Here is a 13,133-nt window from a genome sequence, read left to right as displayed (position 1 = left end):
ACGTGTCGTACCCGCGTCTGCTCCGTACCGCGGCGATAGCGGCGGCCACGCTGTGCACCGCCACAGTCGCCCTGGCCCCGCCGGCCGCCGCCGACTCCTTCGCCGACCAGTGCAATTTCCCGAACAAGATGTATCCCGGGCGTCCCTGGGCCCTCCAGCGCGTGCTGCTGGACGAACTGTGGAGCCAGTCCAAGGGCAAGGGCGTACGGGTCGCGGTCATCGACACCGGCGTGGACACCAAGAACCCCCAACTCACCCATGCCGTGGACGCGTCGAGCGGGGCCAACCTCCTGCCGGCGAAGAACAGCAAGGGCCAGAAGATCGACCGCGGCAACGCGAACGGCACGACGGACACCGTCGGGCACGGCACCCGCGTGGCGGGCATCATCGCCGCCCGGCCGAGGCAGGGAACGGGATTCGTCGGCCTCGCGCCCGAGGCGACCATCATCCCCATCAAGCAGAACGACGCGGAGGGCGACGGCACCGCGGCCACCCTCGCCCAGGCCATCGAGCACGCGATCAAGGAGAAGGCCCAGGTCATCAACATCTCCCAGGACACCGCGAACGCCATACAGCCGGCCGGCGGCCTGCACCGCGCGATCGACGACGCCCTGGCGCACCAGATCGTGGTGGTCGCCTCCGCGGGCAACGACGGCATCGACGGCAACGTCAAGCTCACGTACCCGGCGTCCTACCAGGGGGTTCTGGCGGTCGCCGCCTCGGACCGCAACAACGAGCGCGCCTCCTTCTCCCAGTCCGGCGACTTCGTGGGCGTCGCCGCCCCCGGAGTCGACATGATCTCCACCGTGCCCAAGGGCGGCCACTGCTCGGACAACGGAACGAGCTTCTCGGCTCCCTACGTGGCCGGTGTCGCCGCGCTCATCAAGGCGAAGCACCCCGACTGGACGGCGCGCGAGATCGTCGCCCAGATCGAGCAGACCGCGGAGCGCTCGGTCGCCGGGCACGACATCCTGGTCGGCTGGGGTGTCGTCGACCCCGTACGCGCCCTGACGGACGACGAACACCCCATCGAGAAGCCCGACCCGCACGAGGGCCTCAGCCGCGCCGAGGCCCCGACCCCGGCCCGCCTGGTGCTCGGCGAGACACCCGACGAACGCAACGCCCGCCTGGCGACGTACGTCGCCGTCGGAGCGGCCGTGTCGGTGGCGGCCCTCGCGGGGGTGTCGGTGGCGATCCGCGACGCGCGCAGGCGGACGGCGGGCGGTCCGGGGCGGCCGGCGGCGTGAAAGATGCGTGAAGGTCGCCGGGCTGCAGCAGACTTGTCACACAAGTCAGTTGGGGGGTGTCAGTAGCGTTGACTACAGTGATTGCATTGCGAAGACGAACGCTTGAGGAGTGCTGCCGCCTCAAGCAGGGGATGGAAACGGGGGTGGCGCGACGTGCGGCCTGACGACGGCACGGGCGGGTTGAAGGTTGGTCTGGAGGCTCTGAAGACCTTCAAGACGCGTGTGGACTCGGTGCTCAAGACATTCGAGGACTCACCCGGCTCGGCGAAGAAGGTGGCGATGCATACGATCACCGCCGAGTCGTTCTGCGGCAACGGCGGATTCCCTGAGGCCACGGGACTGCACAGTCAGTACACGCGCGTCCACGACCGTCTCATGACGCTCTCCCAGTCGCTGACGCTGCAGATCGAGGCGATGCAGATCGCCGTGCACGGCGCGGACGTCGGTTTCGCCAATCTGGACGACGACCAACGGCGCCGGTTCCACGAGATCCGCACGCAGATCAACGAGCAGTTCGGCGATGCGCGCAAGGACCAGAAGCGCACCGACGACAAGCAGGCCGACGGGGACTTCTAATGGGTGACCAAAACAAGCAGCCGGACCCGCACGAGTTCGACCGTTGGGCGGCCGACCAGCAGTTCAAGCAAGAGAAGTCGGCCATGGGCGGCGGCCAGTGCGCCGCGCCGAGCCTCAACAAGCCGGGCGGCGGCTGCCGGGTCAGCGACTTCGAGAACCACCAGTTGAACGACATGGTCGACATGGTGAAGTCCGCGAACCATGAGCACCTGGAGAACGCCGCCAACGGCCTCTGGGACGCGCGGGACGCCATCTGGAGCGCCGCCGATGAGCTCCTGGAGCACATCGGCCGGATCGACTGGCACGGCGAGGCAGCCACCTCGTTCCACAGCTGGGCCGGCGACCTCGTCAACCACACGTACGAACTCGGCTTCTACGCGGACAACGTGGCGACCCAGGTCTCCGCGGCCAGCATGGGACTCGCCTCGGTGAGCAGTTCCATGCCGCCCCGCGACAACCGGCCCAAGATCCTCCTGCCGGCCGAGCAGGCCAAGTTGGATCCGGGTGGCATCCAGGCCCAGGCCGTCGAGAACCACCGCCAAGAGGCGATCACCCAGATGAACCGGCTGGCGTCGTACTACGCGGTCTCGGAGGGGAACCTGCAGGGGCTGGAGGAGCCCAAGTTCGGGAAGATGCCGGACATGGGGGTGCCTGCGCCTTATAAGGGTTCATTTCACGGTTCGGACGATGAAGGCCAGGCAACCCCTGCGCACTTGCCTGCGGGCGGAACAGCGCGCCAGTACGCTGTTGCAGCTCCGGACGGGCCGGGTACGAAGGGGGCTGGCCCCGAGACGAAACTGAACCACGTGGTCCTGCCGTCGGAACAGCACAGGCAGGTGGACCCGTCCCAGCACGTCGGCACCACCATCGACAGCGTCAACACCCTTCCCCCGGACACCGTGAAGCCGACGGTGCCGGTCGCGCCGCCGACCGCACCCGGTCCTGGTGGCGGCGGTGGGGGACCGATCACACCCTTCCCCACCGGCCCCATGATCCCGACCGTGGGCCTGCCCGTGGCGCGCGGCGGAGCGGGCGGCGTCCGGGGCCCGGTCGGGACTTCGCGGATGGCCGTACCCCCCGTCGAAGAGCCGGAAGGCGGAACCGGCACGGGGCGCGGACCCATCAGCGGGGTACGGCAGCCTGTCGTTCCTGGTCAGGCGGGCGCGCGTGGGCCGGCGTCGCCGATGGGCAGGACCCCCATGGGTCAGTCCCCCCTGGGCAAGGCCCCGGTGGGCCGGGGCCCGGTCGGTCGCAGCATCGTCGGCGGAACGCCTCGGACCGGGGGCGTGCCGGGCGAGCGTATCGGTGAACCGGGCCCGACCGGGGCGGCACGCACCGGCGGTGTCATCGGTGGCCGGCCGACCACTCCTTCCGGGAAGGGCGTCACCGGAGCCAGGGTGCCGCGCGGCAAGGTCATCGGCAGCGAGTCCGCCGCTCGTGACCCGCACGCCGTCGAGCGGCCCGGTCAGCGCGGAGTGATCCGTGGGGCCATGCCGGAGGGCGCCGAGGCGCAGGCCTCGCGCAGGCCCGTGACTCCCGGCGGGGCGGTCGGGACGCCCAACAGCAAGGCGCCGACGGCCAGGAACGGCACCCGCGCCGCCGACGAGCACACGGCGGGGCGTTCGTCAGCCCGACGCTCCACACGGGACCGCGACGACAAGAAGTCGCGCTTGCGGCAGGCGCCGGAGACCGAGTAACGAGATGAAGCGAGGACGTACGAGAGGCATGTTGTCAGCGAGCACGAGACGACTGACCGCCGCGTGTGCAGCGCTCGGCGCACTGATGGCTCTGCCGGTGGGCCTGGCCCCGAGCGCGGCTGCCGCCGACGTCCAGTCGCAGCAGTGGTACCTGTCGGCGATGAAGGCCGACGAGATGTGGAAGACGAGCACGGGCAAGGGGGTGAAGGTCGCCGTCGTCGACACGGGCGTCAACCCGTCGACCCCCTCTCTGCAGGGGCAGGTGCTGGCCGACGAAGTGCCGAAGTCTCTTTCCTACGGGGCTACGCAGGATATCAACGGTCACGGTACGACGATGGCGGAGGAAATCGCCGGTACCGGGCGCGGTGGAGGCCTGAAAGGCCTGGCGCCGGGTGCCAAGATCGTGCCGTACCGCGTCGCGCTCGATGGGATGAGCCTTGCCCAGGAGAACAAGGCACCAGACGTGGCCAAGGTGATCAAGGCCATCGCTGACAGTGATGTCAAGATCATCAATATGTCCTTTGGAGACGACATCCCGTTTGAGGATGAAGAGGCGGCGATCAAGTATGCCGCTTCAAAAGGCAAGTTGATGTTTGCTGGCTCGGGTAACGACGCCGACACGACTAACAAGAAAATGTATCCGGCCTCGTATCCTTATGTCGTCGGCGTCTCTGCCATTGACAAGACCGGAACGGTGGGGAAGTTCTCGAACCACGGGTTCTCCGTCGATCTGGCCGCTCCCGGTGTGAACGTGCCCGCATGGTGCAACGCGAGCTTCCGCTCGTACTGCTCTCACGTGAACGGCACCAGCGACGCCACCGCCATCGCCTCCGCCTCCGCCGCCCTCATCTGGTCCGCCCACCCCGACTGGACCGCCAACCAGGTCCTTCGCGCGCTGATCGACACGGCCGGCCGGGAGTGGCCCAAGAGCACCCCCAGCAACTACCTCGGCTACGGCATCATCCGCCCCCGCAAGGTGCTGGAGAACCCCCACTACAACCCGGGCTCGGCGACGGCCGATCCCCTCGCCACGGAGAACTGGCGCGGTAAGCCGGGCACCTCGCCCTCCGGGTCCGCATCCAGCTCCACCCCCTCGGCCCCCGCCAAATCCACCTCCGGCGGTGAGACCTCCGCGGCCGGCACAAGCTCGAAGTCGTCCGGCAACACCCTGACGTGGGTCGTCGTCGGAGCGGCCGCCGCACTGGTGGTGATCGGAGGCGCGGCCTTCGCCGTGATCCGGTCGCGACGACGTGCCTGACGGTTCACAGGAAAGGCGTCACCGCCCGGTGATGCGCAGTCAACAAGAGCACAGCTCTCACGAAGGGGAGTGCCGCAATGGCCGACGGCCGTAAGTTTGTAGATGAGCACGCACATAAGCTCCAGACGAACGTCATCGACCGCTACGACTCGGTCAAGAAGTGCCTCGGCCGCCTTCAGGGCACGATCGACATGATCGAGGCCCAGTGGACCGGGCACGGCTCCAACGCGTTCAAGACGAAGCAGCACGAGATCAACGAGCACATGGCCGCCATCGGCCGCATGCTTGAGGACTTCCTTGAGGGCATCAACCTGAACAAGAAGGACAAGACCCAGCTGGAGGACGAGCTGCATTCGACGATCAGCAAGATCGAGGTCGACGCCGGCGCGAGCACCTCCGCGCTGAACCTGTACTGACCGGATCCCCGAGGAAGAGGAAGAGACATGACCACTCCGCACTACCAGGATCTCTCCGTCAAGTACGGCGCCATGGACGCGCTCGCCACCGAGCTGGGCAACGTCGCCAAGCAGCTGGAGGACGACCTCAGCGCGCTGAAGAAGGGCGTCCTCGACGTGGCCGAGGGCTGGGGCGGCGAGGCGTACGACTCGTTCCAGCGGAAGTCCGTGAAGTGGGACCAGCACGCCACCGGTATCCACCAGGCGCTGCTCTCCATCACCCAGCGGGTGCACGCCGCCGGCGGTGACTACCGCGGTGGCGACCTGAAGGGCGCCAGCTACTTCGAGTAAGACGGACGTCGCACGGACGACGAGGGGTGGGCACGCGCGGGAGGTGTCCACCCCTTCTGCGTCACGGTCCACCGAGGGAAGACGGCCAGGGGGTGGGCGGCCGAAAAGGAAGCGCCGACCAGTGCCGAACTCCCCGTAGCGGGGAACCAGCGGAGGAAACGCGTATGGCATGGGACGAGTGGGAGCAGCTGAAGGCCGAAGCCGCGAAGGGGCGGTCGACGCACATGCGGCTCAACCAACTGGCCGCGGATCCGGGCGGCGGAGGGGGCGACAGCCCGCAAGGCGACCTCACGGTGAACCAGGCGGACCTCGCCGCGATCGGGTCCGCCGCGTACGACCTGTACACAGACTTCGGAGCGTGCAGCGACCAGGCCCGCATGGCCTCGATGAAGGCGGCGGGCGGGCTGGAGACCCAGGGGTTCGCCCTCGGCTCCGCCCTGGACCACGTCGCAGAGCACTGGATCGACCAGGTGCAGTCCCTGCGCGACGCCTGCGCCCATATCTCCAACCACCTGCGTTACACCAAAAAGCAGCACGCCGGCGACGACCACTACATCGCGGGCACGATCAGCAGCATCTCCCAGCTGGACCAAGGCTTCGACGAGCGGAAGGGCAGCTGACGGAGATGGATCTCAACGCGTTATGCGACGGCAACTTTTCCCAGCTCAGCGACGCCATCACCGACTGGGAGCAGATGACCAAGAATCTCGCCAAGGTCGAGAAGGACGCCCACGACCATCTCAAGGCCAAGGCCGACAAGGCGAACTGGGCCGGCGTCAACGCCCAGGTGAGCCGTGAGTTCATCGACAAGACCGCCGCGGAGTTCACGGACGCCCACACCCAGGCCGACTCCATCACGAACATCCTCAAAGACACCTACGACGAGCTCGTCGACTACCGGAACCAGCTGAACGACGCCATCTCGCGGGCCCAGGGCAAGAACATCACGGTCATCGACACCGGCAAGGGCAGCTTCGAGGTCATGCCCAGCACCCGGCCGGACTGGGCCTCCGACCCGAGCGGCAACACGGGCGTCGCCGACCAGAAGGATGTCGACGCCACGCGGGACGAGATCCAGCGGATCCTGAGCAAGGCGACCACCAGCGACACCTCTGCGGCGAACGCGCTTCGGATGCTCGTCGATCAGGCGAAGTACGGCTTCTCCAATGCCCACTTCCAGAACCGGGATGAGGCCGCCAAGTCCCTGGCCGACGCCGACCGTATGGCCGAGATCCTCGCGAAGGATCCCCACAAGGTCACGAACACGGAACTCGCCTCGCTCAACCGGATGCTGACCGAGCACAAGAACGACCCCCTGTTCGCGGAGGAGTTCGCGAGGAAGGTCGGCCCCAAGAAGGTCCTCACGTTCTGGGCCGGCATAGCCGATCCCTACCAGGCCACGTACGACCCGGCTCGCGCCGAACAGGCCAAACAGATGCAGAAGAACCTGGGCACCACCATCGGCCTGGCCACGCTCTCCGACAGCGACAAGATGCAGAGCTGGGAGAAGCAGATGATCGAGCTGGGCCCGGACCAGCTCGGCATCGACGACGCAAGCGATCCGACCGGCTACGCGGTCATGAGCAACCTGATGCGGTTCGGCGACTACGACGACCAGTTTCTCAACGACTACGGCGACCACCTTCTCGCGTACGACAAGAAGGTCAACGGCGCGGGCATCAGCCTCTGGGTCAACAACGCCAACCAGGGCGACCTCAACCACTGGGACAAGAACGACCGCGGCCGCGATCCCGTGACGGGCTTCCTCCAGGCACTGGGGCACAATCCTGACGCGTCGGCCCAGTTCTTCGCACAGCCCAGCGGCGCGGGCGCCACCGTCGACAAGAGCTCCGAGCTGAACGCCCACCTCAAGTACCTGACCGAAGACCGCGTCTGGACGCCCGACATCACTCTTGAGGGCAAAGACGGGTACGTCGCCGGCCGGGACGCGCTGGGCCACGCTCTGGAGGCGGCGACGACCGGCTATTCGTATGACGCCACCGCGGATCAGATCAAGGCCGGCGGCGACCACCGCACGGCGGCCACGGCGGGCGTGATGGAACAGGTGTCCTACATCTACGGCACCACCGAGGACGGCCCCAAACTGCTGCACGGCCAGCCCGAGTTGGCGGACAGCCTGGGCAAGATGGCGGGGGCGTACATCGACGACATCGACTATGAATTGTCCGGCATCGGGGACTCCGGCAAGGACGCAGGCACCTTCCCCCCGCAATACGAGGGACGCGCGAACTTCACCAATCAGGGCGCCATCAATTTCCTCAGCGTACTCGGGCAGAACGAGGACTCACACCGTGCTGTCAGCGCGGCCCAGAACCTGTACACGCTCAGTTCTCTCAGCGCCCATCCGGCGACCAGCGATGCCAACATCGATCACGCTCGCAGCGCGATGACCGTAGGCGCCACCGCGCGCGGCATCCTCGACTACTCCCGCGTGGAGCAGGTCAAGCATACGTACCAGGATGACGCGGCTGCCGCCAACGCGTCCCTGAGCCGGTCCGGCGACTGGATCAAGATGGGAACGGGAGCGCTGGTCGGGGCGGGTATCGCCGCCATTCCCCTTCCCGGTTCCACGGCTGCCGCGGTCTTCATCGCGCCCATCGCCGCGGGCACTGCCGGAGAGGCGGTCAAAACGTTCCTCGGTCATGAAATCGACAGCGGTCTCAGTTCGAACCAGCAGGATCCCACGGAGAAGGGGCAGATCGCCAGCGTGAAATTCTACGCCGATGGCGAGAATCAGCTGGGTGAGACCTTTGCAACCTACATCAAGGAAAATTCCCACGGCGTCGACGCCTCCAGAGCTCAAGAATGGGAGCGGGACATCAAGTACGCCTACACCAGCGGCTCCGCCGAGGGCGATCATCGAGGACGGACCCCGTGCTAGAGCCGACCGGACGGAAGGCAGGCGACCCATCACAGGGTCGAGTAAAAAGTCTTACCGCCTTGCGCCCGGTGGTGGCCGCGATGCTGCTGGTTCTGAGTGTCTCCGCTTGCAGCGCAAGTGGCCACCCCGCAAGAAATCCGGGGGTCGCGGCCTCCGAGGCATGCGGAGCAACGCTCGACTCTTCGGCAGCGGCAGCTCTTCGACGCATGACCGAAGCGGACAGGTTCTATCAGATTTTCGACGGTGATGACGGTTATGGTTTTCTCGGCAGAGCAGGAAAGCCATCCCCTCGAAGAGAGGTAGGGAATCTCCGCGACTTTACGTCAGGATGGGAGTGCTACCTCACCAAGACGGACGCCGATGGCTTCCCGCCCGGGATTGACGTCAGTTTTGCCGCGCAGGATTTTCTCATCAAGGAGAATAAGCCCCCGGAAAGAGGTGAGAAATACTATCCGATCGGCGCCTATGCGCGGACGCGCAAAAACAGCAGCGCCCAGATCATTTTTGCGTGTCCGACCCGTTCGGCCGAGAAAAAGGGCGACACGGTGCCGTACGTCGAGGGAGAATTTTTCGTTGTTCCCTCTCAGCTCTCCCCGAAGGCCACCGAGAGGGACCCTATGGTCGTACTCATTTCGTTTGCCCGCGCCGCGGCAACCCAGCTGGGCTGCCTCTCCCAGGCCCATATCCCCGCACAGGTCCCCCGCGTCTAGTTCGGAGGCCCGCACCTGGCCGCTCGATTCCCTCCGCCGCTTCCGTCAGCACCCGGCTGACCCGCGGCACCAGGATTGCGGACTTCCAGTCGAAGTGCTTGCGCAACTCGATCGTGGTGTCGAGGATCAGGTAGACTTGGCCGCCACCGTCGGGGCGAAGCTTGTAAGCGCAGGCATCCGCGAGACCGATCCGTGCTTCGGCCTGCGTGACCCACCCCGTGCGAGTCCCCGTGCTCCCAGGCGTCGCACGGACGACGAGGGGTGGGCACGCGCGGGAGGCGCCCACCCTAGTCCTGTCAGCTGCAGTTGGCCTTATGGGCCAGCGCCGCACGGAAGCCCCGGGCGAGGGCGTCGTTCTCGGAACCGGTCTGCACGAGGGTCTTCTTGCCGTCACAGTTCAGGGTCGCCGACCAGCGATCCGAGCCGGATCCGGAGCCCTTCAGCCAGAGCAGGTACGGGTCCTGGGTGACGGTGAAGTGCACCTCGTCGCTTCCCGCACGCAGCGCGCAGCTCCAGAGTCTGAAGTCACCGTCGGTCGCGTACTGCTCCGTGTACTTCGCCGGGACACCGAAGCCAGGCAGGCCGCAGGCCTTCCCAGCGGCTGGCGCGTGGCCTTCGAGCAACCGCGGGGCGGCGGCCGTGGTCTTGAAGGACGCGCTCGAACAGCCGAGTTGACGCGTGAGCCCTGTCGCGGCCGTCATCAGGACATCGGCCATCCGCCTCTGCAGCGTGCCGTCGCGCCACGTCCTGTCCTGGTCGGCCAGGGTCTGCACCCGGACGTAGGCAGCGCCGCCGAAGTGGAGCCGAGCGGAGCAGGACGCCGGGAGCAGCACCCCCGCCATGCTCTGGTTGACCCAGCCAGGCACGCCCGCGAGCGGTGCCCGGAAGGGCGAGACCCCTGCCACGTCGTCCGCCAGGTGCCAGACGTCGTTGCTCGGTGAGCCGCCCACGGAAAGAGAGAACTGCAACTGCTTCATCACCCCGTGCGCGTCGAGACCCGCCCCCACCTGACAGGTGGCGAGCGTGCTCCCCATGAGGTCTCCCTCGTCGGACGCGTACCGATGGAGGGGACGTGTGCCGAGCGCGGCGACGTCGCCACGCTTCAGCGTCCCCCAGCAGAAGGACTTCTGCTCCGCGGCCGAACCGCTGCCACCACCGCGCAGGACGGCGACGGTGACTCCGGCCGCGGCCACCAGCACCGCCACCGTCACGGCCAAGACGATTCCTGTCCTCTTCCTCCGGTTCATCAGCCTGCGGGCTTCCCCATGTAACCGACGCCGTTCGTCAGGCCGTCGTGGTAGCGGGTCAGTCCGGCACCCTGAAGGTTGTTCTCGAACTGACCGGGGTCCTGGTCCATCAGATGCCACTGGCTCTGCGGCAGCTTTTCGTGCACGGCTTTCTCCAGCATCTTGTCCACCTGCTGGTGACCGGCGGAGAAGTGATCGGCGAGATGCTGCCGCGTCTCCTGGTCGACCTGGGAGTTGAGGTTGTTCTGGTACTCGGCGGTACCTACGTCGACCATGCGCTGGATCGTGTCTCCGGCCAGCGGGATGCCGGTGACCGGGCCACCGATCACGTGGTAGTACATCATTTTGTTCCAGGCGTTGATGCTCTTCTTGTCCTCGCCCATCTGGTAGATGACGTCGGCGCGCACCGCGTCCATCTGTCCGAGCGCGGAGTTCGACTGGCCCACGAACGCCTGCAGTTCGTCGGCGCCGGGCGCGTTCTTGTCCACGAACGCCTGGCCGTCGTACTTGTCGAGTTCCTGAGCGACGTACGAGGTCTCGGCGTCGTGCACCTGCGCGAAGGCGTGACCGTCTTCCGCCATCGCCCGCATGACGGGGACCAGGTCCTTGTTCTGAATGGTCAGGCCGCTGTAGTCGGTGGGCGTGTCGCGCTCCTGACCGAGGATCTCGTGGACGTCGCCGATGTAGTCGGAGAGCATGCCGCCCATCGAGTGGTGCAGTCCCGCCGGCATGCCGCCCACCGGATCGCCGGCGATGCCATGGCCGTACGCCGTCACGACGTCGGAGAAGATCGCCGCCTGTGCGGGGTCGTGACGGGCTGGTATCTCCGGAGTCTGGATACCGGGCCGGTGCCCGGTCGCCGCCGCTTCGAGGGCGTCGCCGAAATAGTGCCGCGCGGAGCTGTCGATCAGGTCCTGCGGCATCTTGTTCTCGACATCGCCGCCCGGCCAGTCGCGTTCCTTGAGGAAGTAGTTGAGGTTGTCGTTCTGGTGCGGGTCGAAGTAGGACTCCGCTGCCTGGGGGTTGCGGCTCATGGCCTGCATCAGGCCCTTCATGGGGTCTTCCTGGGTGCCCTGCCAGTTGTCGGAGATACCGTCGTACGGATGCTTGGTGTGTGTCTCGTAGTCGCGTATCTCGTCGCCGGTGGCCGACAGCAGGCTGCCGTCGTAGACCGCGTCGCCGGAGCCCATGAGCTTGGTGAGGATCCCCAGGCCGGTGCCCCCGCCGCTGAGGGAGCCGGGGACCTGCTGGGGCAGGTCGTTGCCCTCGCGGGCCGTCTTGACCAGATTCCGGGCCCACTCCGAGGGCACTCCGCCGTCGGGACCGAGGGGCGCGCCGGGACGCGTGGCGGTGGCGAGGTTGGCTGACAGGGCGTCGCGCAGCCGGCGTTCGGTGTCCGACATCTGCCCGTCCATGCCGCCGCCCTCCAGGTTCTGGGCGAGCAGCAGCAGCCCCTCCTGACCGTCCCGGCCGCGGTAGTCCAGGTCCTTCATCAGCTCGCTCGCGAAGACCGGCGAGTCCTTGCCGTTCTCCGTCAGCTGGACGAGCCGCTTCATCTCCGCGTCGTTGAGCCCGTCGAGCCGGGAATACAGTCCCGCGGCCTCCTTGGCGTCCTTCGTGTCCTGCGCGGCCTTCTTCTCCGCGGCGACGGCGGCGTCGCGGTCCCCGTAGGCGGAGTCCGCGAAGCCCTCCTTGACACTGTCCACGAGGGACTTGAGCACCCGTGCCGCCGAGCTGTCACTTTCCGTTGCCTTGCTGAGGATCCGCTGCACCTCCTCGCGGAGCAGATCCTCGTCGACGTCGGTGTGCTCGGGCACGGTCGTGCCCTTGGCGGCCCTGTCGGGATGGACGATCATCTGGACGTGGAACATGCCGCAGCCGTCGTCCACGACCGTCAGGTTCTTCTTGCGCGCGGTGTCGAGGGTCTCCTGGAGGTTCTGGCGATAGCTGATGAGTTCCTCGCGGGTGTCCGTGAGAATGTTGGCGATGCTCTGCGCCTGCGTGTGCGCGTCCGTGAACTCGTCCGCCGTCTTCGCCACGAACTCCCGCGAGACCGTCGCGTTGACGCCTGCCCAACGCGCCTTCATGGCCTTCGCCTTGAGGTTGTCCCGCGCGTTGCTTTCGAGGGCGGCCAGCCGCTTCGTCATCAACTCCCAGTCGGTGATGGCTTGACCGAGTTCCGCGAAGTCGCCGTTCAGCAGTGCGTTCAGATCCATCAGTACCCCCGGTGCTGGTCGAAGCCCTTGTCCAGGGTCGAGATGCTGCTGATGGTCGCGTAGGTCCGCTCTTCGTCACCGCGGTGAATGGCCTTGGTGAAGTCGAGGTGCGAATAGATGTGCACGCACGCGTCGAGCAGGGACTGGACCTGATCCACCCACCGTGTCGCCACGTGGTCGAGGGCCTCGCCCAGGAGGAAGCCCTGATCGGTCAGCCCCCCGGCGGCCTTCATCGACGATATGCGCGCCATGTCGTTGCACTGGTTGAAGTCCGTGTACAGCGAGTAGGCGGCGTCACCCACGGCCTTCAGATCCTCCTGGCTCACGGTCAGGTCGCCGGTGGGGGCCGCGCCTCCCCCTCCGCCCGGCTCTGCGAGCTGGTTCAGCTGCATATGGGCACCGCGCTGCTGCGCGTCCGCCTTGAGCTGCTCCCATTCGTCCCATGCCATGTGGTTGTTCCTCCCCCGTCTCCTGAGACCTCCCGGAGACCGAAGCCCCGGACAGGTCACCAGCCGGTCATATCGACATTTCATC

12 protein-coding genes are annotated in these 13,133 nt (G+C 66.8%); 9 read left to right on the top strand and 3 right to left on the bottom strand.

The window, feature by feature from the left end; genetic code table 11:
• The first annotated feature begins 2 nt into the window (after positions 1-2).
• The 9 genes from mycP to ACWDD7_RS33080 all read left to right on the top strand — a co-directional run bounded on the left by mycP (position 3) and on the right by ACWDD7_RS33080 (position 9,136).
• The gene (gene mycP / locus ACWDD7_RS33120) at positions 3-1,247 is read left to right on the top strand and encodes a type VII secretion-associated serine protease mycosin (RefSeq protein WP_450460089.1); all 1,245 of its coding nucleotides are present in this window, start codon (positions 3-5) and stop codon (positions 1,245-1,247) included.
• A 153-nt stretch (positions 1,248-1,400) separates the two neighbouring features.
• The gene (locus ACWDD7_RS33115) at positions 1,401-1,823 is read left to right on the top strand and encodes a hypothetical protein (RefSeq protein ID WP_351873020.1); all 423 of its coding nucleotides are present in this window, start codon (positions 1,401-1,403) and stop codon (positions 1,821-1,823) included.
• Positions 1,823-3,520 (top strand): hypothetical protein, encoded by a 1,698-nt coding sequence (locus ACWDD7_RS33110; RefSeq protein ID WP_450460088.1) that lies wholly within the window; start codon positions 1,823-1,825, stop codon positions 3,518-3,520. The genes ACWDD7_RS33115 and ACWDD7_RS33110 overlap by 1 nt, the downstream gene beginning before the upstream one ends.
• A gap of 28 nt (positions 3,521-3,548) precedes the next feature.
• Positions 3,549-4,778, top strand: a complete 1,230-nt coding sequence (locus tag ACWDD7_RS33105) for a S8 family serine peptidase (RefSeq protein ID WP_450460087.1) — start codon at positions 3,549-3,551, stop codon at positions 4,776-4,778.
• 77 nt (positions 4,779-4,855) lie between these two features.
• Positions 4,856-5,194 carry a WXG100 family type VII secretion target gene (locus ACWDD7_RS33100; protein ID WP_285560442.1) on the top strand — a complete coding sequence of 113 codons (339 nt, stop codon included), beginning with the start codon at positions 4,856-4,858 and terminating at the stop codon, positions 5,192-5,194.
• A gap of 27 nt (positions 5,195-5,221) precedes the next feature.
• The gene (locus tag ACWDD7_RS33095; RefSeq protein ID WP_351873011.1) at positions 5,222-5,524 is read left to right on the top strand and encodes a WXG100 family type VII secretion target; all 303 of its coding nucleotides are present in this window, start codon (positions 5,222-5,224) and stop codon (positions 5,522-5,524) included.
• A gap of 164 nt (positions 5,525-5,688) precedes the next feature.
• The gene (locus ACWDD7_RS33090; protein WP_351873009.1) at positions 5,689-6,144 is read left to right on the top strand and encodes a hypothetical protein; all 456 of its coding nucleotides are present in this window, start codon (positions 5,689-5,691) and stop codon (positions 6,142-6,144) included.
• 5 nt (positions 6,145-6,149) lie between these two features.
• Entirely contained in the window at positions 6,150-8,426 is a 2,277-nt protein-coding gene (locus ACWDD7_RS33085; RefSeq protein ID WP_450460086.1) for a hypothetical protein, read from the top strand.
• A gap of 206 nt (positions 8,427-8,632) precedes the next feature.
• Entirely contained in the window at positions 8,633-9,136 is a 504-nt protein-coding gene (locus ACWDD7_RS33080; protein ID WP_450460085.1) for a hypothetical protein, read from the top strand.
• Positions 9,137-9,432: 296 nt separating this feature from the next.
• Here ACWDD7_RS33080 and ACWDD7_RS33075 read toward each other — a convergent pair whose 3' ends face one another.
• From ACWDD7_RS33075 to ACWDD7_RS33065, 3 genes are read right to left on the bottom strand one after another with little or no spacing between them, the layout of a single operon-like run.
• Positions 9,433-10,353, bottom strand: a complete 921-nt coding sequence (locus ACWDD7_RS33075) for a hypothetical protein (RefSeq protein WP_450460084.1) — start codon at positions 10,351-10,353, stop codon at positions 9,433-9,435.
• A gap of 29 nt (positions 10,354-10,382) precedes the next feature.
• On the bottom strand, positions 10,383-12,599 hold the full coding sequence (locus ACWDD7_RS33070; RefSeq protein ID WP_450460083.1) for a DUF6571 family protein: 2,217 nt from the start codon (positions 12,597-12,599) through the stop codon (positions 10,383-10,385).
• On the bottom strand, positions 12,599-13,048 hold the full coding sequence (locus ACWDD7_RS33065) for a hypothetical protein (RefSeq protein ID WP_351872994.1): 450 nt from the start codon (positions 13,046-13,048) through the stop codon (positions 12,599-12,601). The genes ACWDD7_RS33070 and ACWDD7_RS33065 overlap by 1 nt, the downstream gene beginning before the upstream one ends.
• Between the last annotated feature and the right edge of the window lie 85 nt (positions 13,049-13,133).

The sequence above is a fragment of the Streptomyces sp. NPDC001056 genome (assembly GCF_053598955.1).
The sequence above is the reverse complement of the archived record's forward strand: the minus strand, read 5'-3'. Positions and strand labels throughout refer to the sequence as shown.